The organism is Pseudomonas sp. LPB4.O, assembly GCF_038383825.1.
Classification (GTDB): domain Bacteria; phylum Pseudomonadota; class Gammaproteobacteria; order Pseudomonadales; family Pseudomonadaceae; genus Aquipseudomonas; species Aquipseudomonas putida.
The window spans coordinates 5,996,824-6,020,576 of sequence record NZ_CP151298.1 but is presented as its reverse complement, the minus strand read 5'-3'; the positions used below and the strand labels follow the sequence as shown (position 1 = coordinate 6,020,576).

Sequence of the window (23,753 nt, the reverse complement as noted above, 5' to 3'; positions counted from 1 at the left end):
GCTCCATTAGTCAAAGGCTTTCTGGGCAGGCGCAAACTGAACGCTTGGACGGTGCTTTCGCCAGAGAGTTCGCCATCCTTGGCCTGAACGGTCATTTGCCGGCTCAGTGGCTGCCGGAGTGACCGAAGCCGCCAGCGCCACGCTGGCTTTCATCGAACGCTTCGACGATGTCGAAGTGGGCCTGTACCACCGGGACCAGCACCAACTGGGCGATACGTTCGCCAACCGCGATGGTGAACGGCGTGTTGCCACGGTTCCAGCACGACACCATCAGCTCGCCTTGGTAGTCCGAGTCGATCAGGCCGACCAGGTTGCCCAGCACGATGCCGTGCTTATGGCCCAGGCCCGAGCGCGGCAGGATCATCGCTGCCAGGCCCGGGTCGCCAATGTAGATCGACAGGCCGGTAGGAATCAGCAGGGTCTGGCCGGGCTCGAGGACGGTGTCCTCCTTGAGCAGGGCGCGCAGGTCCAGGCCGGCGGAGCCGGGGGTGGCGTAGGTCGGCAGCGGGAATTCGCTGCCCAGGCGTGGGTCGAGGATCTTGGCTTGAAGAGCGTGCATCTAACTTATTGAACCTGGTTGAGCCGATCGGCGATGAAGGCGACCAGTTGGCGGGCGATCTTGCCCTTGCTGGTCTGCGCGAAGAGGGTCTGGTGCTGCTGGCGGTCGATCACGGTCAAGGCGTTTTCTTCGCTGTTGAAGCCGATGCTGGGGTTGGCCACATCATTGGCGACGATCAGGTCGAGGTTCTTGTCCTTGAGCTTGCGCGTGGCGTAATCGAGCAGGTGTTCGGTTTCGGCGGCGAAGCCGACGCTGAACGGGCGGTCGCTGCGGCCAGCAATGGTGGCAAGGATATCGGGATTGCGCACCATCTGCAGCAGCATGCCGTCGCCGGTCGTAGGATCTTTCTTCAGCTTTTGCGTGGCAACGACTTCCGGGCGGTAGTCCGCGACCGCCGCCGAAGCGATGAACAGGTCGCACGGCATGGCCGCTTCACAGGCCGCGAGCATGTCCCGCGCGCTGACCACGTCGATGCGGCTGACCCGGTCGGGGGTTGGCAGGTGCACAGGGCCGGTGACGAGGGTGACCCGAGCCCCGGCTTCGGCGGCCGCTTCGGCCAGGGCGAAGCCCATCTTGCCGGAGCTATGATTGGTGATGTAGCGCACCGGGTCGATGTTTTCCTGGGTCGGGCCGGCGGTGATCAGCACGTGCTTGCCGGTCAGTGCCTGGCGCTTGAAGCTTTCTGCGGCGCACCAGGCCAGGTCGGTGGCTTCGAGCATGCGCCCCAGGCCCACGTCGCCACAGGCCTGGCTGCCGGATGCCGGGCCGAATACCTGGATGCCACGGCTCTTGAGCAGCTCGAGGTTGGCCTGGGTGGCCGGGTCGCGCCACATGGCCTGGTTCATGGCCGGGGCCACGGCGACAGTGGCGTCGGTGGCCAGCACCAGGGTGGTCAGCAGGTCGTCGGCCATGCCTTGGGCCATGCGCGCCATGAGGTCGGCCGTGGCCGGGGCGATCAGCACCAGGTCGGCCCACTTGGCCAGTTCGATATGGCCCATGGCCGCTTCGGCGGCAGGGTCGAGCAGGTCCATGTGCACCGGGTGGCCCGACAGCGCCTGCAGGGTCAGCGGGGTGATGAACTCGGCACCACCACGGGTCATGACGACGCGCACCTGCGCGCCGTGCTCCAGGAGACGGCGAATCAGCTCGGCGCTTTTGTAGGCGGCAATGCCGCCACCTACGCCGAGAACGATGCGCTTGCGATACAGCCGCTGCATAGGCTTGCCTTTTTCCAGTGAGAGCGGGCGGCGACGTTTGATATTGCCTGCGGCAGTACGTCGCATGTACGAGGCGAAATAGATTAACACAGGGTCGAAATGGGCCGCAGCAAGGGCAGGGGGCGGGGATGAATATCAGGGAATGGCCGGCGCAAGAACGGCCGCGGGAGAAGTTGCTGCTGCGCGGGGCTGCTGCGCTCTCGGATGCAGAGTTGCTCGCCGTATTGCTGGGCTCGGGGGTTGCCGGGCGCAATGTGCTGGACCTTGCGCGAGGGCTGCTGGTGCGTTTTGGCGGGCTTAGGCAGTTTCTTGAGGCCGAACGCGAAGCGGTGCTGCGCGAGCCGGGCATTGGCACCGTGAAGTACGCACAGTTACAGGCGCTGTTGGAGATTGGCCGGCGTTATCTGGATGAGAACCTCGAGCGCGCACCGGCGCTAGAGGGCCCAGCGGCGGTGCGGCGCTATCTCAAGGCCATGTTGCGCCATGAGATCAGTGAGGTGTTCGGTTGCCTGTTTCTGGATACCAAGCACCGCCCATTGGCGTTTGAGATCCTGTTCAGGGGCACGATAGACCGGGCCAGTGTCTACCCACGGGAGGTAGTGCGCCGGGCACTGCTGCACAACGCGGCGGCGCTGATCCTCAAGGGTTATATGTCAAGGAAAATGTTGCAACCCTGCCGGGCATTGCTATCCGGGGCTTCCAGAGAGATGAGCTAAGAAATGTAACATCTCGTAGTGTTGCATTACCCTGGCCAAGCGGGCTCCGCAGCCTGCGCACGCTGGGTAATTGGGCGGTATCGAGCTGGGGCCATTTCACTGAGCCCTCAGTTCCAGTAGAACCTCGCAGCTTGAAAAAAGTCATCAATAAATCATCTTGCAATCAATGAATGTGCGTCAATAATTTGGCCATTTCTATGCCTTGTGCGGGATTTCTGACTATTTTTGGCGCAAAAAACTAAGCTTCAGATGAAAGGGCCGCTAACCGAGGGGCGCATCGTTGATCCATAGTTGATTTCTGCCTATAGTGGCTCTAGACCAGGAGGAATGCGCTATGACGGCCGGTAAAGTTCTTATGGAACTGCTGCACAATCCAAAAGAGGCTTTGGGCCTTAGCCGACAAACCGGGGCAATTCTTGCCGATTGGTTGGAGGAGGCTCTGATAAGCGCTTCGAACCAAAAAGCTGGTGAAATCCATGACGCTATTAGCGAGACCTTCCAAGTAGCTCTGACACAGTGCTCAGAGGAAGCAAAGAAGGTGATTCTCGCAAATGGCGCTGCTGATTTATTGCTTAAAGAAGTTTACAGAATGGGTCAGCTCGATCTGGCTCAGCTTTTGGCTGCCCAATCGCTAGATAGACGAGTGAGTTCAGAATTCACTGATGCTCTGGCTGAGCGAGCCAATTTGGCTTATTTGAAAGCGCTGTGGGAGTCCCCTAAAACAAACAAGGAACTCTCTATCACAGTGGGGCAAGCCGAGGAAACCGTGAGCAGAAAGCTCAAACGCCTCAGAGAGTTGGGTGTTGTATATTCTAAGAAAGTGGGCACTGCTGTAATGAATTCAATTACCGCCTCAGCTAAGCAGTCACTCAGTGATCTTGGTACGATTCAAGAATTTGAGGTGGAGCAACGCCATAAGACTAAGGCTGCTGCCAATCAGGCGTTGGAAAACAAAAAGCTGTCTGCTTCTAATTATATGCAGCATCAGCCTGGATTCAGTCGCTCGCAGAAGGCGTATGCATGATGAATCCAAAAATAGTTACGTTCTACTCTTATAAGGGTGGGGCTGGCCGTACGATGAGTCTTGCGAACGTCGCTTTCTTGTCAGCACTAGATGGGCTCCGAGTTTTGGTAATGGACTGGGATATGGAGGCGCCTGGTTTAGCTTACTATTTTCGCGGGCTTCATGACGCGGCGGAAGCAAAGTCACTAAAAGACACTCCCGGTCTGTTGGATATTTTTTGGGACTGGAGTGCAGAGGCGGAGCAAGCCGAAAGCGACGAAGACGTGCAGAATCTATTTAGCAAAGCTGAATCAGGTCAAATTTTTGCCTCGTGTGTAAGGCAATTAGTAGAGCCTGGATTATTCGGCAAAAAACTAACATTAGATTATTTTAGTGCTGGTGCGCTGAAGGTCGGAAAAGATGAACTGCTTTATGAAGACGCGCTTTCCAGATTCTCTTGGGGGGACTTCTTCGAGAGGTATGCTGGTGGCGCTCTGCTTGAGCAACTCAAAATTTGGGCGAAAACTAACTACGATTTGATACTTGTAGACAGTCGAACTGGTTTTGCTGATGTTGCTGGTATATGCACCATGCAAATGCCGGATGAGGTTGCTCTATGCTTCGTTCTAAACCGCCAAAACATCGACGGTGTGGCGCGGGTGGCATCAGCAATAAGAGAGCGGCGTAACGAAGAAATTACTATTCGCGCGGTCCCCATGCGCGTGAGTGGTGGCGCGGGCGACTCCTCTGAAGTGAGCGATGCTAAAGCTAGGGCCATAAGCGAGCTCGTGAGGGTAGGCGGTTTTTCAAGCGCGGCCGTACATGAAGACTTCAAAAATCTAGCTATACCCGCAGTGGGCAAATTTCCCTCATACGAAACGTTGGCGCCATTTATAGCGTCAGATCCAAAATTTGACCAGTTGACATTAAATTATGTTCAATTGGCTAGCCAGCTTGTGGGAAAAGAGCTGCCTATTCCGGTTTTGAACTCAAAGACTCTAGAGTTAGTCAGGCGGAGATTGCTGCCGCGTCACGCGACTGAAGAGTACCTTGATAATTTGCAGTCCCGTGATCCAGAGTCCGCAGTTACCGATCTCCAGCAATTGATGCAAAGTGCACTTGAATCAGTAGTAAACGAAGAATACATTGATTCTGACTATGTAAAAGCTCTTTTTAAAGCATGCGACGGCTTGGCTGACAATCTAGGTGATTTGACCGAAATCATTTCGATAAAAATGTCAGCGGTCGATCTACTCAGGGCGCTTGCCTTTGTCGATCCAGATGCGTGGAGTTTATTGCTTGTTGATAAGCTTGCGGAAATGGTAGATTACTACGGTTATGGCTTAGAGCACGAGTCGCAATTAGCTCTTTTGGAGGAGCTTGATATTTTCCTGACTGACTCATCTACGATTAATCTTAAACTAAGAAGAATTGAGTTCAGAAGGAAAGCTGCATGGGTGTACGTCGATGCAAAAAATATTGATCCTCTAAAGCGGACGATTGGGGAGATCATTACACTTAGAAAGGATTTGGCTAGCTTCAAGCTTGCTCAGGATCAATTGGCTGAAGCGATCGCTGCTGATGCGGATGTACACCGCCTTAGAGCAGAAATTGAAATTCAGAAGGACTCCTACCAATCTGGGCGTAGTGAGCTATTAAACGCATTGAATGTTATTTCTCGCTCTTCGGTAGCAAATGAGTCGGCGATGCTATCTAGAATGAAATTCTACATTCATATACGACTGACCGAGTTCCCTAGAGCTTATATGAGTGTTCGCGAAGCAGCCGAACATGCCGTGGCTGCTGCCTCGAATTCGTGGACATCACAACATCTGGTTATACGGTTTACATCGCTTGGCAGCTTTGTTGTGCAAAGCTCTTGTGATTCGTTGGCAGTGCAATTTTGCGAGGCGCTATTCAGTACTGATAATAAGGTAAGTCTGCTGCTGGGGAATTATTATGGTCGATACCCTGAGCAGGCCTTAGAATTCTTTAAGATTGTTCGGGAACTTGTGGTTATCATAAGCAGGCATCAGGATAGGGCTCGTTCTTATCCAATTTGCTCATCATTTTCCGACGCGGCATCGAACGTTCGAAAGGGCTTGATTCGCCGTCGCCGCACAATGAGTGATAAAACTTGGAACGCGTTGGAGAACGAATTCGACCTTTTGACAGGGCTCTTTGATCGAGTCGGTGTGCATGTTGAAACCCATGCAAGCGATCTCGAAAATCGACTGTTTATGCGGAATACACATCTGGGTCGGCCCGCCGAAGAGGACGAGTAATTAAATGTTATCGCCCGCTGACTTGTTCATTGAAAATTGGAACCACGCTCGTAAGTGGAGTGGTCCTGATGTACAAAATTTTGTAACTCCGTGTGCAGAGTTTGAAGTTTCAGTCCAAGAAAGCCTCCATCTGACTGACGGGTCTGTGTCATATCAAGCCCTTCTGGATTTACAGAAAGGAGAAAATCCGAGAATTCAAAATGGTAGAATTTTTTTCATTCTCAGGGCGATAGATAGTTTTTTTGAGATTATACACCCTCGCACCCAGAGTCGCGCTAGCTTGATTACAAAGCTGCCGCTTAATCATTGGTTAAGAAAGCTTACTTACTCCAGGAATGAAAGCGGAGCATATTGCTATACGCAATCACATCAGCTCGTCCCTCGAGGGCCGCTGCTAAGGTCTGCTCGTGAAGAGTTTGCTTCTAGTGGTTATTCATTATTAGACCAGTTTGCATTTCTCTCAGTTGTAGTGAAAGAAATGTCCATCGATAATAGACCTATACAGGTTTGCCCCAGGGTAATAGATAGGTCTTTGAGTCAGGGGGCAGGCCTCTCACCGAGCTCAACAGGGTCCGAAAAGGTCGCCTTTATACCCGTCGCGCAGTTAGATGAGCATTTGGTCATTACTCAGACTGAATCAGATAATTGTTCATATATAGACTTTAGTCTTCATGAGAGTGTAGATGCAGCGGCAGTGATTGACGGCGTCCTTGATGAGGTCGGTTTTGCTGATATCGTCATGTCAGGAGAATTGGTGGTGGACGCCGCAGCTGCGGACAGGCTGGGACTTTTGCTTTCTGCAAAGCATATCCGGACTAGGCTCTTAATGGCCGGCTCAGGGAACTCCGTCGAAACACAAGATGACCTGCCCTGGAATGAAGCTAGAGTGCTGAACGGCGTGGGTGTCGAACTTTGGCGACAAAAGAAAATATGGCAGGCAGGCTTAGACGCCGCTCGGGCGAAAGACCTCAATCTTACTCCCGGCCCGACAGGTAGGCTCATGGAGAAAAACCATGCGGGGACCGAAGTTGTCGTAGCAGACATCGATAGCTTAGGTCGCTGCGTCATTTTAATCTGCCAAGATATTCAGTCTTACCCGTTAGCCTCAGACATCTTAAGAAATTATCAGCCTGACTGGGTGTTTGTGCCAATTATGGACTGGGGAACGGGTACAGAGCGGTGGGCTCATCAGCGCGCTTATGAACTGAGTGCAATATCACAAGCAAGATTTCTGATTGCTAGCAGCTTGTCGATGGTCGAAAAATTGAAAAAGGATGAACAGCCATGCGGGCTGGCTGTTGGGCCCAGAGTAGGATTAGAAGAGGACGAGGGACGCGTCTGCGAACCGGCATTTGTGAAATCAAGCCCCCATGGTTACGGACTTGTTGAGTGGCGTTCTACTTGGGGGAAGACTGCGGTTGCGTACAAGCCTACAGTGCAGAAAGAGTCAGGCACCACCATAGTGCATTAATCTCTCTTGCATATCCTTTTGCGAGACTGGCAGGATGGGGGGGGTTATCCAGGTCGATAAACGTATGCGCAGAGCATTCTGGGCCCCTATCCTGCGTATTCATCATGATTGACCTATTCGCTCCAACTGTTGGATACGTTTGAATGTCTCGTAGATCGAGATGATGTCGCCTTGGGATATGACTTCTAGCGGCGATCGTCCACCAAAGAAAGCATTGTCATTCTTTAGACCGGGGAAGCAGTGCGCGTTTGATTGGTCACTAAAAACTGTCCGCAGCGATGCATGAATGCCAATGACCAGACCGATACGCTCCTGCTGATCTAAATCAAGTCTGCTACCTGCATTCCTGCCTTGTTTGACCCGACGAAAAGTTGACTGGGAAATCCGAAGAATCCTACATGCTTGTTGAGGTGACGCTTCCCATTTCGCGATTATTCGAAGCGCTACCCGTAGACCGACTAAGCATTGGTCTTTAGAAAGATTTTTGCTTAACACCATACACCTCTCTCCAAATACGCGCTAACTTTTCAAGCGACCCCCTAATGTTGAAGCCGCTATAGGCAAGCACTAATCACATCTGCTGCAGATCAGGTCTCATCTGTGCCAACGCAGCGGTATCTTAACTCACTATAGACACACCGACCGCTCCTCTCAGGTTTCCGTGGAGGACTCATTTATCAACTTACCAAGCAATTGTGCTATCCAAGCCTGAAAAGCTTCCAGTTCTGGGTCTACAGTGGTATCAGCGTTGGATGCTTGGTAAATGCTTCGCCTGGTTTTGATGCTGCTGCGTGCAATCTCTTGGTTATCTGTGAAGAAGCGGTCCGATGCGACATGGTAAGCATACATGTCGCATGCTCCATTAGCCGTCTTTGTTGTCATTCTCATGAAGTCTAAGATGGGTTCCACAGCCCACGCCCCCTTCATCGTCAACTGAGGAGGCAAGGCAATCTGTACACCAACTACAGCCGTCGTAGCATTTGGCCTATCAAGCCTGTTCAATAGGTCGAGAGCGGCCTGCCCTGTGGGGCATATTTTTACTTCAATGACATCTTCCTGGGCGCTGAGGTCCAGAACGCAAACAACGAGAAATGTCGACGAATCATCGAATCTCACTTGTTCGCGGAACATCTCGACATCCACTCGCAGACTCGGCATTGGTCACCTCGCGGTCAAAATGAACACTATAGATTGTAGCTCTATAGGATTCAAAGAGGCTTCATAATTCCTTTTGTGGATTGAACGCAAATGGAGCTTAAGCAAGCCTTTGGCCAGGCGCTACGAAAGACCAGAGCAGTGCGCGGCCTCACCCAAGAAGATTTTGCCGATGTGAGTAGCCGAACCTACATGAGCACCCTGGAGCGGGGCATCAAAAGCCCTACCCTGGATAAGCTGGTGGAGATTGCTGCCAGAATGGAGGTGCATCCATTGAGCCTGCTGACTGAAGCCTTTCTTCTCGTCGATGAGGAGGATGACATCGAGGTGATCTTCACCCAGATCAAGCGAGACCTTGGAATATCATGATGCTTTCGCCTCATTGCGCTCACAACGACGCGCCAACGAGCAAGCCCTGGCTCCTCGGCGCATGCTAGAAAGGTCGTGAATCTACCCTTCGTAAAAAAGTTCCATCATGGAACTCTTTGACCCTGGGTTCGCATTAGTCGACGACGGAGGTCATGTGAGTTCATTCGCCTGCTACATCAGCACACCGGGTGACATCAGAGACGAGCATGAGCATGGCCATCCGAGCGATATCGGACTGGCTTCACGGCTTCAGTAATGATGGCTATGTGGATGGAGAAATTCGAATCTATGAACCTGAGAAGCTGTGTCAAAGCCCTCGACTTTCTGCACTAAAGTTTGGAAACTTCAAAATTACTAAGCATGCCCGTAAGAGAGCTGCCCGACGCACCGATCGGAGCCACTAGCGTGCTGCTGTCGTCATGAGCGATTGCTCTATCTATGTGCATCATTTATGTTGATAGCCACCGCGAACCGGATTCATCCTCAACGAGGCAACTGCCATGCCTTTAGCTACCCAAGAACGTTCTGAACCTCCGGAGCAATTCACGCGGACTGCAGACAATTCTGCTTTGTACACAGCTCTTACTGAGGCTGTTGGGGGCAGCAATATCAGTGAGAAGGCCGGGTGCCTAATCGAGCCTGATTACCGCTTGATCCGCGTCGACCATCGGCTGGTTGCGTCCTGTGGACATGGGTTCGAGATTGCTTTAGTGGACGACGCCGAATTTTCAGTGGCCTATTATGCGAGGTTCACGCTACTGCAGATCCCCGAAGCTGGTAGCCGACTTGTTGCGCAATATAAGCTCTGGCGATCGACGAGCGTGCGTCATTCACCAGTGCTAAGCGAAATTTCGCAAACAGTGCTTTTCAAATATATCGTTCATGACTACAACCTTTTCTTGACGGACGAAGCGGTCACGGGTGACGGAAAATTTTATTGGTTCCGACAGATGTCTCGTGCGATAGAACTAGACCTTCATGTTTACGCTTACGATCTAAAGACGCGTGCGCTTAGGCCTATTTCAACGCAGCGCGCTCTGGCGGATATGCAGGAGCAGGTCTGGTCTGACACCGCGCCTGAGTGCTTACGGGCCATCATCTCAATCTTCCCTCTAGACAGACAGTAAATCAGGCCAAACGTTTATTGGGAACGGCGACTGGATTAGATAGCCTCAGAATATTTGTGAGCGGCTGGCGAGCACTTGTTCGCCAGGTTAGCTATTATTTTAAAAACTCTCTAAGTTAGTGCCGCGCTACATCAAGTATGAAGACCATAACACCTCCCTTCTGTGCTGACTTACTTTCGGTAACAAGCAGTTCCTTAAGTTCATCTGCCGTTTGAGGTATGAGCATGCCTTTCCCAGGCTTTTTAAGACGCTTATTAGGTGTTTTTTGATCGCCAAACCAGAGCACTAGATAGATACCGCGTTCGTCTGCCCGCCAATCTCGTGTATAAAGCGCTTCTAGCTGCTTGTCAGCACCCCTCCAGAGTTCAGAGTGCCACTGCCCCTTCACTTCGATGGGCACTCGCAGATTACCCGCTGAGCAAGCGATATCGACTTCCTTGTCTGCAGCAACGTGGGCCTCAGGATCGTACGTTATAGCTTTCGATCCTTGGCGAAGCAGCCCCAGCAAGTGATCACGACAGCGCTCCTCCGCGTAAGGTACACCATCGTCGTCATAGAAGCCGCGCCACGATTCAGCATCGTCGCTCTTGACCTTCGCTTGCGCGATCAAGAGCTCTTCGAGTACCAACGCCTGCAGATCGGCTGCGGTCACTGGGAGATGATTACGAGCAATCGCATTTATCGCCTCGAGTGAAGGAGGCACATAGACCGATTCGACGCGGATGCGTGATTGCTCAGCTATAACAATCTTGATCGTCTCCGTGTAGCCGTCGGGTGGACCACTCCTCAAACGTGCCAACGCAGCGACCGCATCTTCGCAGGTGTCATTACCTAAGCGATGAATGAGATGCGTCAAATAGTTGCTAGCGTCCCAAGGATTTCTATTGCTAGAGGTGGTACCAATTGGACGGTCCGCCTTCGGCCAGAGCTGGCGTAACGAAGCGATAATCCATTCAAGCTGCATGGGACTAAGATCAATGACTGGTTCGCCGAAGTGGCCACCTGTGCAAGCCCTTAGATGCCAGAGTAGTTCGGGATCAATCAAAGAAGTATTGAGCCGCGCTACAGTCGGCTCATAATCCACGACAAGGCCAATCGCATCCCAGGTGCGCCTTCTCTCAGGATCGGTCAGACCTAAGCGACGTGCAATTGCACGGCGTAATGCCTCGAATCGTCCTGAACGAATAAGTCGATCAATCAATTCTTTTTCAGGTCCGATCGGCATGTCTAGGAAGCGATCTAACCATTCCGTAGCAAGCTCGGCAGCAAGCTCGGCATGACGCTCGTCTCGCATAAGTGAATGAAGGCCATCTACTGATGTACACCTAGCTTCTAGCTGAGGCTCATGGTAAATCCGCATTGCAGCGCCCCAAATGCCACGAATCTGAATGGCGGTCGCGATCGCATCCCTCAAGCCAGCAATTCCTGCTTGATCGTCGATATGGGAGCGGCGCATTTCGAACAGTCCTGCCATAAGTCGCTCATCAGAAAGGTCATCGAACCCTATACCTTTCCGAAAACGTTCGGCGAGTGCGGCGACGATAATGTAAGCAGCTTCATAGTACCGACCTTGTGCAAGGCTTGCCGCAATGTCGTGCGCCGTGGGATTGACTGGATCGAGTATCATGAAGGCTTCGAACCCTACATGCGCCACCTCGCCGATATCGTCTCCAAGCCATTGAGAAACGCGCTTGTGTGCTGGCACATCTTTCCCGATGTCATCAAACAGTTTGAGATAGGCTTTGGCAGGGGCGATGACCGTGCCGTAATCGCCTAAGCGCATTTCATCGAGATGAATCGCATACTCCCTTCGCTGTTCTGCATGCGCAGCTGTTTGCTTTGATTGGCGAACGCGCGTCCTTTCAGCTTGCCTGATCTTCCATTCTGGCAAAACCGGAGCCCCAAGACTTTCAATCCACTCCAATAGATCAGCGGAGTGCACAGCGAAGCGTCTGGCGGCTGCACGAACCTCAGAGCCGTTACTTACGTCATGTTGCGTGAGCTGAACCAAGTGGCGCCAGCGTTCATCATTGTGGTCTGTGTGATCCAGCCTCTCCAGTAATGCAATCACATCAGCGGCGGTCGGCGCAAAAGCGGATGACCGCTCACTCAACCTCCAGGCTAATTGCGAAGGATTGTGATGACTGGGTCGTTCGAGTAAGACATATCGCTGCACGGATTGGCGTAAACTATCTTCGCCGCGGATGAGGGTCTCTAGCTGGTGGCGAGATTCGCGTTGATATCCGACGCTAGCATCAAAAGGTTCTAGCCAAAACCAGAGCTTTTCGGCGGTTACACCACCGATTTCTACGCGACGTGCGATCAGGTGATATGCAAAATCAGTTAGGACGTCGTTTCCGGGACGGTCGTACCGTTTGCCAAGTGTTTGTACTACTATGGCTAAGCGGTCAAGTATCCCATCAATCCTAGAGTCAGGGAGCCGCCTTTTTAGGCCTAGCAATACTCCAATCGTATTGCTGTCATTTAGGGCATGAGCGACCACCAGGTCAACGATAAGTCTGTCGTCTACCCGCTCGTAACCAATCTCATCAGTCAGCTCGATGGCCAGTCGAGTCGAGAGCTCATCTTCATAGCCGTGTAGCGCGTGCAGTATGGTCGACCAATCGTCTTCACCATCTGTTTTGGCAAGAGCCTCGCCTGCGGCACTCCGGATCGCGAAAACGATATGTGGGTCGAGAATTATCCTCCGCAAATCATCTGTTAGCTGTGAAGCAATTGTCTGCCCTTTTACTGCTTCGAGCACCAGAAGGCATAGGGCAAACGGCGTGCCCGGGGCTGTGATCAGCCGCCGAATGTCTCCGATGAGCTCAGGGTGTGTGATTCCCCGCAAAGAATAGGGACGCCAAGCTCGGAAACGAGGATTGTCGGCAGCCAGTACCTCTAGTGCGCCAAGTAGCGACCGAGCCTGTTCGACGGTGAGATCGTCTGCATCCCCATATTCAATCACGCCCATGGGATCATTGGCGATTACCGCCTGAGCGAGGGCTGGCTCATGAGCCAGCCACGCATGAATGCCACGTAGGCTTGCCGGCACTAGTCCATGACTGTGAAACATTGAAAGCAGGCGCCTGCGTTTTTGCGGGGTGTCAGCCTGTTTCACAAGCCATCGAGCCCCAAGATACTCGCCGACACGACGATGCACATAGCCGAAGCGATCTGCACCTTCGGCTTTGAATAACCGTGTGCCAAGCATTCCTCCTATGAATTCTCCGTCAGGAAGGCGAGAAATGTCCGCGAGCTGCAACTCGCCTTCAGCGGGGTTGGCTGCGGATGTTCGAACGATGGCTTCGCTGCCAGTTAGGATCAAACCAGCAAAGGCAGCTCCTGAGGCGTCCAGACCAGTTTCTCGTGCGAGCTGGATGTGAGCCTTCGCATCTCGGTGCTCGACCCGCAACACTTCAACTGCTCGGCTGAAGAGCTCGCGAGGTGTATCCGGCAGATTTTGCGATCCGGCGACACTGGAGATGAGTTCGAGGGTCTGCGGATTGCCAAGTAGTCCGTTGAGCCCGCGCGCGTTGAAATGCTCGATCACCCTCCTAGCAGTCTCTGCTCCAAGGGAGACGCTCAGAAAGTCTGTAGCGTCATCATCATCAAAGGGCTTTAGATGCAGCTCAAGCGGCTCCTCAGGATACTGCTCACGAATAGCCTCTATCCCTGTGGCGCTACGCCAGTCCGCGACACGGCACGATAGGACGAAGTGCGGGTAACCAAGTCTTCCGAGCTGGCGTAGCACGAGGTCCACCGCATCACCCTCTTTTTGGGCGTTTACTTCATCAAGTGCGTCAATCACCAGAGTCTTGGCGTCGCCGAGCAGTGTTCGCGGGTCAGGGCGATTGATAAGCTGGCGAGCGGTGCAGTATGTATAGCCGGGAGCGTTTGCAAGCAACCGAAGCAGATGTGTTTTTCCCATTCCCGCTTCCCCGAGAATGAGTAGAGGCTCGGTCCGTTGATGCAGCTCGCATTCAGACAGCGTGGCTCGGCCGTTTTGAGTTTCGTACCAAAGCGTCCGTTCGACAATCTCGTGAACCATCAAATTTGCGCATTCGCTCATGTCTTGCCGACGCCTCCTCTGGAGCCCAAGCCTGATTCTATCCCGCTGATATTTGGGGTTGAAAGCACCAAAAGTACCTTTCCGCCTCGATTGCAGGTGGCGCCGTTCAAGCTGGAAATTTGAAGATGATTTCACCCGACGCTTACATTTATCCGCTCTCATTGGTGAGGTTTTGATTTCGGCGTGGACACATTGTGGGCCGACCGACTGTACGGATGGATAGACATTCGCTTCTTTGCGCAGCGCCATGACTGGCTTTCGCACCATTCGCTACGCAAAGCACGTCGCGGCAGAGGGGTAAGTGAGTTATCCGCACAATTTTTTCCCTGAACAGGATTTTGGATATGCTGCAGCCATGGATACTTAGTAGTGAGGGGATGGCATGAGGGACATCGGGAATGCAGGGGAAGCTAGGGTCGTTGAATGGTGCTCCCTGGCGGGAATTACCCTCAACAAAGCGAGTATCGATCGGCACGGCTGGGACTTCTTCTTCGAGATGTCAAGCGGATTCGACCTTTCTAGCGCTGCGGATCTGCACGAGTCAGGGTTTGAAGGCAAGGTGCAAATAAAGACCACTGATAATGGTGTTAAAAATCTGTCGATAGAACTTTCCAACTTGCATGCTATGGCTACTACAAGTCTGCCGTCGTTCTATTTAATGATTGATTACGATGGCGGCGGCGCTCCCAAATCAGCGAAACTGTTGCATCTCGATAATGAGAATTGTGGAAAAATCCTTGCCAGGGTTCGCGCGGAAACCACTAAAAATAAAAAAGTAAAACTCAACAAGAAATCCATGGCTATTGGCCTTAAAGACGCTATTGAGGTGTTGCCTTTGGATGGAGAAGGGCTAAAGGCAGCCATAGTTAGCTGTATTGGCCGTTCGCAAGGCGACTATATCAGGAGCAAGCAAGAATTTTTACGAACGGTCGGATATGGCGCAGATAAGTTAAAAATGAACTTCAGCCTCAATGAGCAAGACATTGAGCGTTTCGTTGAGATGTCGATTGGTGGAAAAGACAGAATCAAGGTAAACGATGTTAAAGGCTTCGCAACAAGATTTGGCATCTCAGAAGAAATACCTGAGATGAATGGTGCAACCGCTCTCATGTCCGTGACGGCAATAAGCCAAGACGAACGAGGGAGAGTACTTTTCAGAAATACAAAGACCGGTGCTCGAAGCGAATGGGAGGTAGATGTATTCCGGGGGGCGCTTGGCGACTGGGTGCCTGAAAAGTTACGTCGAATAAGGTTGCGTGCCGATAGGTTTACTATGGACATCGGCTTCGACTTAAAGTCTTTCAGGTTTTGGTTTCACAAATCTGATAGTCAGATTTCCGAAATCCGCGAATTACTAAAGTTTTATAAGCTACTTGGCATGTTAAACAAACCGCAGCAAGTAGATATGGTTTTGACTATAGATGGCCGAGACCTAAAAGCTTTTCTAGGCGGGGAAGGATGGCACGGTGATTTTGATAGGGCAATTAAAGTCATTACAACTATACAAAAAATCCAAGAGCATTTTGATCACTATGATGACCTGATGCTATCTGTAGGCGATGTAAGCTCAAACGAAAGAAAAGTGCGCGATTATCTTCATTTTATTGAGGCGGATGACGATGAAATTGACGCCACGTGCAAGTTTACTGTGAGAGGGCTTAATCATAAAAACGTCGATTGCATTATTCCAATCCCGTTAGTGTTGGGCGATCTTTGCTTTATAAATATGTTTGCGGTTGGCGGGGCTTTATCTGAAATCGGAGTAAACGAGTACAAAATTAAGGTGGCGTGGCGCAAGCCAATCTATAAAGTTTGTTGTAAGATCTCGGATTTACGGGAAGGTGATATTCGTGAGGAGATTGAGCGAGCCGCTCAGTCATATGAAAGCTCTGCGCTCGTTTTGGATTATACAGAAAACTTTCTGGGGCCAATTTCCGATCGGGGTGAGGCCCCCCCGTTATTCACCTGAGCATGCGTTAATAAAGGAGCCCGCATGCGCGGGCTTTTCTGTGATACACGTACATTCACACAATGACGCTGGGAATTGCTAGGTAGGCTCTGATCCGCTTGTGCCTTACAATCTAATTTAGGCTCTGAAAATTCGGTTGTAAACAGTGGTAGAGTATCTTTTTTCGGGTTAATGACCCGCGTTGACTCTGGGACTTCCTCGGAAACAGGGGGCGTAGCTATGTTGAAACTCGTTATATACCGTGAGGAGCCGCACCCGGAACCGCGACCGCTCACATTTTTGGTTGTTAAGCACTTATTAGATGGCTCAGAAAGCATCGCAAAATTTTTGTTTAAGTTACCTGGTACTGATCATATAGTTGGTCGGGAGCGAAGGAAGGGAAGCACCTTTGAATGTCAGCTGCAATTTCGGTGAAATATAATCGCGGATCATGGTTGTTTTCTCTGAGTTTGTTGCATGCAAGGATAAAGTTAAGAATTAAAATCCCGTTTTCATTTTTTAGTTTCGCAATGGTAGCTTCAAGTTCTGCGATTCGTAACTCCGTGGTTTTCCTCTGCGGAGCTGATCGTGACGAAATCCGATATCTTTCGAACTTATCCATTACGGACTTATCACGCCAAAGAGTTTGACGGGATATCCCAATTTCTTTTGCGAGTGACGCTTGAGTTATGCGTTTTAGTGTTTTGTTGAGGATGTGTTCGTCTAATATTATGTGCGCTTTTTTTTGCCAATCTTTTATTGCCCCCATATTAAACACCCTCACCGTATTCAGCAAGTATAGTATCGCAGCTTTTAACTATGTCAGCTGCAAAAGCAATATGCTGATCCAGAGGTTCAGCGCTATTGAGTTCGGTTAGAATATTATTTGAAATGCATTTGTAATTGGTGTCGAGGGAGGTGAGCATTAATGAGTATTTATCGCGAAGTTTGCTGATGGCACGCTTTGCTTCTTTATCCTCAAGATCTACTTGGAACGAAGCGCAAGCGCCTGAAGTGCTATAGCCTCGGACGCACATTAGCCCTTTGTCGCATGGCGATATATATAGTTCACGTGAGCAAGTACCCCATGGTGTGTAGTGAAGTGCTCTAAGCTTTTCAGATATGAGAAACTCTATCTGATTTTCCTCCATATCGTTTTCTCGCCACCTGACAATTGATCTTCCCAGGAAATCATTTGGCAAGTCATTGAGGCGCATATATTTGCTCCTCGCGTACTCTGCTCGTTCTTTGGCTGTTCGATAATCGTAATGCCTTGTCTGTCTGGGCGCGCGTCCCATCCATAAGTCTACTGCAGCTTCCGAGGGCCCTGAACGCAAAATAGCTGTAGTGACCCACCTTCTAATAGCGTGCGGACTGAAAGAGTAGGCTGTCCCTCGCTCATCTAATATGCCAAGGCGTTTAAATGCGGTAATTTTCTGGCCTTTGTCGCATAAATAATTGTAATAATCAGAGCGCAGAATTGGTCGAGGTATGATTCCCACTTCAGCACCGCCAGAGAAATGGTTCTCCCAGACGACAATGAGATGTTCGCTGAGCTTTTTTTCCATGCCAACGCGAACGTTGTTACCTTGGTAACCGTCGGCTGATTTGTTTCCCTCACTATCAAACTCCTCATTGAAGTGAGCAGATAGAAACCCAGCATAACGGTGCTTAAGTTGCTCTATTAGTTTGCCAAGATTTATCGCTACACACGCTTTACCACCGGTATTGCTTAGAGCGGATCGCTTTACATTAGACCAATGGCGGCACCACTTCGATCGGTCTATGACCACGTGCGCTGGGTCAAAGACACCTTCGTCCGTCATCTCCTCAAGCAATTTTCTCAGGTCGGCGATAAACCAGTCGGATTTTTTCAAAGATGAAGCTGACGCACCGGTATGCTTTGATATGTCCCCCCACAACAGCTTGTAACCACCATAATATTTAGAATAATCAGCCCAGTCCCAGTTTTTGAATCGTTCGTCCAGCCACGTGACGAGCTTTGCAGCACCTTCCCGCGGGAGCGGGACTGCACAGCTATTTCGTCTACCCCCTTGTGTGAACTCTTTGGTAGATACAGAGAATGTAGCGACCAACTCATCAATAAAAAAGTGTTCGGCATGAGGAAGATCAGCTGCATAGAGTTGCGCGATTCTGTTGAGCGTCAAAGGATTTTTATTACGATACTCTTTCAACATCCTTTCTACGAAGGAAAATCCTGAAGCCTCGATCTCCTTGGCTCTCGATCTAGCGCCTTCGCACGCATCCAGCAAGTAAGTAAAGGCTTCGGTGATGGGTTCTACCCAGATGTCCGCCAGTGCAGTGGCGGAGGGTAGTGCTCCCTTTTCCGTTGCAATTAAAGAATAATGCAGGCCGGTATTATCATCTTTCTTAACGGCTCGCTTTGGTAGGCTACATACCTCACCGACACGCAATCCTAAAGCCATTGCGAAGCATAGTGACTCCAGGCGAATGCGATCGTATCCAGTAGCGGGTTCTAGCATCGGATTTGCTTTTAGCAACGAACGGGCTTGAGAAATCGCCAGATGAATATTCTCCTCGAAAAGCGCTTCTCTCTTTAACTTGTGTTCGCTAGAGGTTATGTCGAGCGTTGAGCGTATTGGGTTTTCAATACCATGCTTCCAATGTATTATTTTTTCGATGAAGCGGTAGTCTCGACCGTTGACGGAATATGTCAGGCTGTTTAAATATTTCACAAAATTTGTAAGACTGCACGCCCGATGGTATGCGGTCGCAATTGTGCTTACAGATTTGATTTTTAGTATGGTTGAATTTAAGGTGGCTCGCGAAAAATTCAACCATAGGTCATCGTTGTTTGCAACTGTAAGTGCTAGCCACCTAAAGCTATTAAGGCGGCAGATGACTAAGCTAGGTGAACTTTTATCTAGAATGTTTCTGACGGTATAACAGCGGGCTATCTTTTCAGCTACTTCGCTCAGATTCGATTTTGATTTTTTCGTCGTGTTACCCGATCCAATCTCTGAAAAAAGCAATCTATGCCCTTTATATCCCCAAGAAACATCCCTGAATGACCCTGAAACTACACCTTCGGCGCAAAGTTGTGTGAAAATTTCTTCGGCGTCAGTGGACAAGTGATTGAGAATCTCAAGAGGCTGCATTTGTCCCCCTAGCTTCATATTCAATAGCCATTATTAACGATTTAGCACCGTGTATGGCTACCTCCAGTTGCTGGCTGATTGGGCCAGTTGAGGTATTTGCCATCAACGATTGAAAATCTTGAATGTCAACTAATGCTTGTCTGTGGTTCGCGTTTTTGTCGGGCCTGAAACTTCTGCAAGAATAGCAGCTCACCGTGGGGTGAAAGGGGCAAGCAGATCCCCGTGTACAGAGGCCTAGGCTGCCTATCTTGATTTCACTAGACAAGTGCTCGTCGACGTGATTTAGACGTCCTTGCCATGCTTCAACCGCTCTAACGATATCGGGGCTGTCGGAGTGGACTCGATTTATAAAGTCATGAAGCTCTAAGTTGTATCGGAAGTAGTATTTTATCGAGTCGACGCTTACGTGGTCCAGCGCTTCAGCAACCTCTTCGGGTGTGGCTCCAGCGAGTACCAGAGTAGTTCCTTTGGTGCGCCGGAATCTATAAGCGGATATGTTCAAGTAGTATGAGTCCATCTCCCTTGAACGGTCTTTCCCCCTTGGTATACGTAGTTTCCAAGTTAGATCTCTCATCATTTTGGATATTGTATGTGAGTCGGAATGTAATGCATAAGGCAGTAGTTTCTCATTCTCACAGTATCGTTGTAATCTTAGCTCACTGCGTCCTTTCGCAGGAAACAAAGGTGTGCCTAGTTTTGCTGATTTTTTTTGTCCTACATAAATGCTGATTTTAGAGCGCATATTGGCCGCAGCCGCTTCAGCGGCCGGGATGTGGCACTGTATTGCTTCCGCAGTGTCGTCGGCGATATATCGTCTGACAAAATTGCTTTTGGCGCGCCTGAGAACCGACCGCTTAGTTCCTTTTACGCATGGCACAAGAACAAATGGTCCGAGTTCGTCTGTTCCGAAGTCTGCAATCTGTAGCAGCGCCATTTGAATTGGGCGAAGCCCCCAGTCCCTAGCCAGGTAATAAGCGGCTCTTTCGGCTGATGTGACCTGAACAAAATTTTGCATGGCCTCTTCTATGAAAGATAGCTCGGTCCTAGTGAAAGGACCGAAGTCTTCATCTTGCATGGTGACTAATGCGCCAGTGCTTTGACGTGCTCTACGAACCTGAGTCAATGAAAATAACCTATGCTCGCTGAAACCAACTAGATCCTCTTCAATCCCCCATTCGTACAGGGATCTTGCAGCCGCCGCCGGAACGTAATCGGTAGTCACAGCCCCTTCGTGCACTAATTTTTCACACCATTGGAAAAGTGCTTCAGCGATCTCATTGCTGGTAGAGCCGTAGACCTCAAGCTCAGCAATTTTTGCCCTTACCGAAGTAATGGCATTAACATTTAGATTTCGCTCTAAATTATCAATCGCCCATCCACGAATAATCCACTCAACGTAATCGTTGTGATGGAATCGCTCACTCCATTTAATTCTGCGCGAGACGTAACCTAAATGTTCGAAATGCAGATTTTTGACCCAGTCTCCGGCGCTGTCGACAAGATCTACGATTTGACCATAAACCGTTATAAGAGTGTTCGGGTATGCCTCGGGTTCGAATCCGTGCTCTATCCCAACTTGCTCGACTAATTTGATTGGATTTAGTGTCAATTGGCTCATTATGAAGGTGCCCTATTCATAGCTGTTCTCTTCCCTCTGACCATTTCTCCTAACTTCTCTGAAAGTGCGGCCTTCGTATAGCGCCGTACCATCGGGCTACCGGTGACCCATCCGCCCAAGTAGCTCAACACCTCCTCCATCACAATGCCGGTAGCCAAACCATTGGCATCGATTTTTCGCCTAATATCAGTTGCTCCTGTTGATCTAAGGCCATGTGGATGAATTCTCACGCCTAGCTGTTTGATTTCTGGAATCTGAGATACTTTTTTCAAGATATGGTTGAACGTCATAGCTGCCATGCGTCTACCATCGCGAGCGCTCAAAAATAGTGCCGTCGCCGGCCGCTTGGGGATCAGAAATTCATCTCTCACGTGATCGATGTAGAACCTTAGGATACTCGCAAGCTCAGGCGAAATAGGAATCACGCGGCCTTTTGTTTTCATGCTAGCGCCGTCTCTTCTTTTAAGTTGGTTTATCAGTGTGGGCTTTTTTATCGTTACAGTAGGTTCGAAGCCCAGATCTAGATCTGTCGTTTCGAGCAAAACAATTTCGCTGCGTCGGGCAAATGTCTCTAGGGCAAGAGCAATGAGAGTAAAATTTCTAACTTTTATTCTTTCTTCCTTGAAGCAGTTGCAAGGAGAATCCGGGCTTATTGCGGCCAGAATGGTATCTAACTCTGACCTGGTAAGATCAGTAGAGAAGCCAGGCTCTGGGGATAGATTTGAGTGGCGTGAAATTCTTTTTGTTAGTTTTGCTATTTGGCTTTCGCGATTTTTTTCTGCCTGCGCTTGCTCTAAGAGCGATAGTTTTGAGTTTTCGATATTGTAATCGTAACTGAATTTGATATAGTCTTTTATAGCTTCCAGTCGGCGTAGGCACGTTGAGCGACTGGCCGGGCCTCGCTTGGTTGTACATAGTTTTCGAGCGATAGAAGTTAGTTCGGGCGAGGAGAAACCTCGGAAGCTTGATAGGCGCTCTTCGATATCGACAGATTCAGATTCCGCCCACTTGTAAATTATTGACAGGTCTCTCAGATAGCTTTCTAGAGTATTAGGCCGCGCCGCAATCCTTAGTTCCTCCACCCAGAGGCTGGGGAGTATCAGCGGGACCCCATCTCGCAAGAGGTAAGGGCAAATTTCATTGTCGCGAACAAAGCGACGTATTTCGTAGGAGGGAGGATGGCTGTGGTACATACAAATGGCTCATGCAACGTTATGGGTCACATGTTACATAAGTGCCACAACCATCCTTCAGGCCACAACGAGCCGAGTCAGGACGATGTGCATCTGACCTTGTCGCTGAAGCGGGGGTTGGCGTTGATCGACGTGCGGGTGCTGGACCACATCATCATCGGCGACGGGGAGCCGTTGTCGATGGTCGAGCATGGGTGGATTGTGGCTTAGGCCTTGGTACTGCCTGTGCTGGCCTTTTCGCGGGCAAGCCCGCAAAGGGGCCAGCACAGGGTTACTTGGTCACCGACACCTTGCTGAAATCCAGCCGCCCGAAGGGGCTCACCTGGTACCCCTCCACACCTTGGCGCAGCAGCGTCGCCGCCTTCGGGTGCGCCAGCGGTACCCACAGCGCCTGTTGCTGGATCAACGTCTGCGCCTGCTGGTACAGCCGGCTACGCACACTCTGGTCGTTGGTGGTGCGCCCGGCGCTGATCAGCTGGTCCAGGCGGTTGTCGCAGAAGCGGGCAAAGTTGGTCCCCGACTCGACCGCAGCGCATGAAAACTGCGGGCTGAGGAAGTTGTCCGGGTCGCCGTTGTCGCCCGCCCAGCCCATGAACAGCAGGTCGTGCTCGCCGGCCTTGGCGCGGCGGATCAACTCGCCCCATTCGATTACGCGGATCTCGGCCTTGACGCCGATCTTGGCCAGGTCGGCCTGCAGCATCTGCGCGCCAAGGCTGGGGTTGGGGTTGAGCAGGCTGCCCGACGGGCGGGTCCAGATGGTGGTGCTGAAGCCATCGCCCAGGCCGGCCTTGGTCAGCAGGACCTTGGCTTTCTTCAGGTCCAGCGGGTAGCCGGGCAGGTCCTTGGCATAGCTCCAGGTGCTGGGCGGGTAGGGGCCGTTGGCGGCCACTGCGGAGCCTTCGAACACGGCCTTGAGGTAGGCCTGCTTGTCGAACGCCAGGTTGATGGCCTGGCGCACTTCCGGTTTGTCCAGCGGCGGGTGCTGGCTGTTGATGGCGACGAAGGCAGTCATGAATGCCGGGGTCGTGGCCACCTTGAGGTTGCCGTCCTTGCCTGCTTCGGCAATGTCCAGCGGCTTGGGCGACAGGGCCACCTGGCACTCGCCACGCTTGAGCTTCTGCAGGCGCACGTTGGCATCGGTGGTAATGGCGAAGATCAGCGGGTCGACCGCCGGCTTGCCGGCAAAGTAGTCAGGGTTGGCGCGATAGCGCACCACGGCGTCTTTCTGGAAGCGCTGGAAGACGAACGGCCCGGTGCCGATCGGCTGGTTGTTGAGCTTCTCGGGCGTGCCGGCCTTCAGCAGCTTATCGGCATATTCGGCGGAGTAGATCGAGGCGAAGCCCATGCTCAGCGTGGCCAGGAATGTGGCGTCCGGGTGGCTGAGGGTAAAGCGCACGGTGTTTGGCGCCGGCGCCTCGATTGCCTTGATCAGGCTGCCCAGTTGCAGCGACTGGGCATGCGGGTAGCCACCCGGTGCGGTCTTGTGCCAGGCATGGGCGGGGTAGAGCATGCGCTGGAAGCTGAACAGCACGTCGTCGGCGTTCAGCTCACGGCCTGGCTTGAAGTAGGGGGTGGTGTGGAATTTCACGCCATCGCGCAGGGTGAAATCATACACCAGGCCGTCGGCCGACACTGTCCAGCTGGCTGCCAGGCTCGGCACCACCTTGCCTTGCGCCGCGTCGAACTCCACCAGGCGGTTCATCAGCACGTCAGCTGTGGCGTTGGTGGTGGTCAGCGAGTTGTACTGCACCACGTCGAAGCCTTCGGGGCTGGCTTCGCTGCAAACGCTCAGCGGCGCGGCCTGGGCTACGCCGGCAGCGAACAGGGCGCCGGCGGCGAACAGTGAGTTGAACAATAAGGAAAGGGCGGCAGCACGCATG

15 protein-coding genes and 2 pseudogenes are annotated in these 23,753 nt (G+C 51.5%); 8 read left to right on the top strand and 9 right to left on the bottom strand.

The genetic code is table 11. The annotated features are described in order from the left end of the window. Positions 1–103: 103 nt before the first annotated feature. Both dut and coaBC read right to left on the bottom strand, forming a co-directional pair. On the bottom strand, positions 104–559 hold the full coding sequence (gene dut / locus MRBLPB4O_RS27190) for a dUTP diphosphatase (RefSeq protein WP_341797135.1): 456 nt from the start codon (positions 557–559) through the stop codon (positions 104–106). Positions 560–564: 5 nt separating this feature from the next. Then, positions 565–1,776, bottom strand: a complete 1,212-nt coding sequence (gene coaBC, locus MRBLPB4O_RS27185; RefSeq protein WP_016489816.1) for a bifunctional phosphopantothenoylcysteine decarboxylase/phosphopantothenate--cysteine ligase CoaBC — start codon at positions 1,774–1,776, stop codon at positions 565–567. A gap of 128 nt (positions 1,777–1,904) precedes the next feature. Here coaBC and MRBLPB4O_RS27180 point away from each other — a divergent pair. The 4 genes and pseudogenes from MRBLPB4O_RS27180 to MRBLPB4O_RS27165 form a co-directional block, all read left to right on the top strand. Beyond that, positions 1,905–2,489: pseudogene (locus MRBLPB4O_RS27180) on the top strand (JAB domain-containing protein); the annotation flags it as partial. 337 nt (positions 2,490–2,826) lie between these two features. Continuing rightward, the gene (locus MRBLPB4O_RS27175) at positions 2,827–3,516 is read left to right on the top strand and encodes a winged helix-turn-helix domain-containing protein (RefSeq protein WP_341797134.1); all 690 of its coding nucleotides are present in this window, start codon (positions 2,827–2,829) and stop codon (positions 3,514–3,516) included. Next, a complete protein-coding gene (locus MRBLPB4O_RS27170) occupies positions 3,513–5,780 on the top strand; it encodes a hypothetical protein (protein ID WP_341797133.1) in 2,268 nt (755 codons plus the stop codon). Before MRBLPB4O_RS27175 ends, MRBLPB4O_RS27170 begins: the two co-directional genes overlap by 4 nt. 4 nt (positions 5,781–5,784) lie before the next feature. Continuing rightward, positions 5,785–7,251: a hypothetical protein gene (locus MRBLPB4O_RS27165; RefSeq protein WP_341797132.1), complete on the top strand. Its 1,467-nt coding sequence runs from the start codon at positions 5,785–5,787 to the stop codon at positions 7,249–7,251. Positions 7,252–7,353: 102 nt separating this feature from the next. Here MRBLPB4O_RS27165 and MRBLPB4O_RS27160 read toward each other — a convergent pair whose 3' ends face one another. After that, positions 7,354–7,749: an antitoxin Xre-like helix-turn-helix domain-containing protein gene (locus MRBLPB4O_RS27160; RefSeq protein ID WP_341797131.1), complete on the bottom strand. Its 396-nt coding sequence runs from the start codon at positions 7,747–7,749 to the stop codon at positions 7,354–7,356. A 153-nt stretch (positions 7,750–7,902) separates the two neighbouring features. Next, positions 7,903–8,382: a hypothetical protein gene (locus MRBLPB4O_RS27155; RefSeq protein ID WP_341797130.1), complete on the bottom strand. Its 480-nt coding sequence runs from the start codon at positions 8,380–8,382 to the stop codon at positions 7,903–7,905. A 117-nt stretch (positions 8,383–8,499) separates the two neighbouring features. On the opposite strand from MRBLPB4O_RS27155, the gene MRBLPB4O_RS27150 reads away from it, so the two are divergent. Together MRBLPB4O_RS27150 and MRBLPB4O_RS27145 are read left to right on the top strand one after the other, a co-directional pair. After that, complete coding sequence (locus MRBLPB4O_RS27150) at positions 8,500–8,775, top strand: helix-turn-helix transcriptional regulator (RefSeq protein WP_341797129.1); 276 nt, start codon at positions 8,500–8,502, stop codon at positions 8,773–8,775. A gap of 500 nt (positions 8,776–9,275) precedes the next feature. Then, on the top strand, positions 9,276–9,902 hold the full coding sequence (locus tag MRBLPB4O_RS27145) for a hypothetical protein (protein WP_341797128.1): 627 nt from the start codon (positions 9,276–9,278) through the stop codon (positions 9,900–9,902). 115 nt (positions 9,903–10,017) lie between these two features. On the opposite strand, the gene MRBLPB4O_RS27140 is transcribed toward MRBLPB4O_RS27145, so the two are convergent. Then, the gene (locus MRBLPB4O_RS27140; RefSeq protein WP_341797127.1) at positions 10,018–13,974 is read right to left on the bottom strand and encodes a hypothetical protein; all 3,957 of its coding nucleotides are present in this window, start codon (positions 13,972–13,974) and stop codon (positions 10,018–10,020) included. Positions 13,975–14,356: 382 nt separating this feature from the next. On the opposite strand from MRBLPB4O_RS27140, the gene MRBLPB4O_RS27135 reads away from it, so the two are divergent. After that, complete coding sequence (locus MRBLPB4O_RS27135; RefSeq protein ID WP_341797126.1) at positions 14,357–15,943, top strand: hypothetical protein; 1,587 nt, start codon at positions 14,357–14,359, stop codon at positions 15,941–15,943. Positions 15,944–16,692: 749 nt separating this feature from the next. Here MRBLPB4O_RS27135 and MRBLPB4O_RS27130 read toward each other — a convergent pair. From MRBLPB4O_RS27130 to MRBLPB4O_RS27120, 3 genes are read right to left on the bottom strand one after another with little or no spacing between them, the layout of a single operon-like run. Further along, entirely contained in the window at positions 16,693–19,062 is a 2,370-nt protein-coding gene (locus MRBLPB4O_RS27130) for a hypothetical protein (protein ID WP_341797125.1), read from the bottom strand. Beyond that, a complete protein-coding gene (locus MRBLPB4O_RS27125) occupies positions 19,049–20,680 on the bottom strand; it encodes a site-specific integrase (protein WP_341797124.1) in 1,632 nt (543 codons plus the stop codon). Before MRBLPB4O_RS27125 ends, MRBLPB4O_RS27130 begins: the two co-directional genes overlap by 14 nt. Next, a complete protein-coding gene (locus MRBLPB4O_RS27120) occupies positions 20,680–21,873 on the bottom strand; it encodes a site-specific integrase (RefSeq protein ID WP_341797123.1) in 1,194 nt (397 codons plus the stop codon). The genes MRBLPB4O_RS27125 and MRBLPB4O_RS27120 overlap by 1 nt, the downstream gene beginning before the upstream one ends. Before the next feature lie 42 nt (positions 21,874–21,915). Here MRBLPB4O_RS27120 and MRBLPB4O_RS27115 point away from each other — a divergent pair. Continuing rightward, positions 21,916–22,083 (top strand): annotated as a pseudogene (locus tag MRBLPB4O_RS27115) (JAB domain-containing protein); the annotation flags it as partial. A gap of 61 nt (positions 22,084–22,144) precedes the next feature. On the opposite strand, the gene MRBLPB4O_RS27110 reads toward MRBLPB4O_RS27115, so the two are convergent. Beyond that, the gene (locus MRBLPB4O_RS27110; protein WP_341797122.1) at positions 22,145–23,752 is read right to left on the bottom strand and encodes an ABC transporter substrate-binding protein; all 1,608 of its coding nucleotides are present in this window, start codon (positions 23,750–23,752) and stop codon (positions 22,145–22,147) included. Position 23,753 lies beyond the last annotated feature (1 nt).

What these genes read in the sequence shown, in the direction of transcription:
- dut (WP_341797135.1), bottom strand. Translation starts at nt 559, where the DNA reads ATGCACGCTCTTCAAGCCAAGATCCTCGACCCACGCCTGGGCAGCGAA.
- coaBC (WP_016489816.1), bottom strand. Translation starts at nt 1,776, where the DNA reads ATGCAGCGGCTGTATCGCAAGCGCATCGTTCTCGGCGTAGGTGGCGGC.
- MRBLPB4O_RS27175 (WP_341797134.1), top strand. Translation starts at nt 2,827, where the DNA reads ATGACGGCCGGTAAAGTTCTTATGGAACTGCTGCACAATCCAAAAGAG.
- MRBLPB4O_RS27170 (WP_341797133.1), top strand. Translation starts at nt 3,513, where the DNA reads ATGATGAATCCAAAAATAGTTACGTTCTACTCTTATAAGGGTGGGGCT.
- MRBLPB4O_RS27165 (WP_341797132.1), top strand. Translation starts at nt 5,785, where the DNA reads ATGTTATCGCCCGCTGACTTGTTCATTGAAAATTGGAACCACGCTCGT.
- MRBLPB4O_RS27160 (WP_341797131.1), bottom strand. Translation starts at nt 7,749, where the DNA reads ATGGTGTTAAGCAAAAATCTTTCTAAAGACCAATGCTTAGTCGGTCTA.
- MRBLPB4O_RS27155 (WP_341797130.1), bottom strand. Translation starts at nt 8,382, where the DNA reads ATGTTCCGCGAACAAGTGAGATTCGATGATTCGTCGACATTTCTCGTT.
- MRBLPB4O_RS27150 (WP_341797129.1), top strand. Translation starts at nt 8,500, where the DNA reads ATGGAGCTTAAGCAAGCCTTTGGCCAGGCGCTACGAAAGACCAGAGCA.
- MRBLPB4O_RS27145 (WP_341797128.1), top strand. Translation starts at nt 9,276, where the DNA reads ATGCCTTTAGCTACCCAAGAACGTTCTGAACCTCCGGAGCAATTCACG.
- MRBLPB4O_RS27140 (WP_341797127.1), bottom strand. Translation starts at nt 13,974, where the DNA reads ATGAGCGAATGCGCAAATTTGATGGTTCACGAGATTGTCGAACGGACG.
- MRBLPB4O_RS27135 (WP_341797126.1), top strand. Translation starts at nt 14,357, where the DNA reads ATGAGGGACATCGGGAATGCAGGGGAAGCTAGGGTCGTTGAATGGTGC.
- MRBLPB4O_RS27130 (WP_341797125.1), bottom strand. Translation starts at nt 19,062, where the DNA reads ATGCAGCCTCTTGAGATTCTCAATCACTTGTCCACTGACGCCGAAGAA.
- MRBLPB4O_RS27125 (WP_341797124.1), bottom strand. Translation starts at nt 20,680, where the DNA reads ATGAGCCAATTGACACTAAATCCAATCAAATTAGTCGAGCAAGTTGGG.
- MRBLPB4O_RS27120 (WP_341797123.1), bottom strand. Translation starts at nt 21,873, where the DNA reads ATGTACCACAGCCATCCTCCCTCCTACGAAATACGTCGCTTTGTTCGC.
- MRBLPB4O_RS27110 (WP_341797122.1), bottom strand. Translation starts at nt 23,752, where the DNA reads ATGCGTGCTGCCGCCCTTTCCTTATTGTTCAACTCACTGTTCGCCGCC.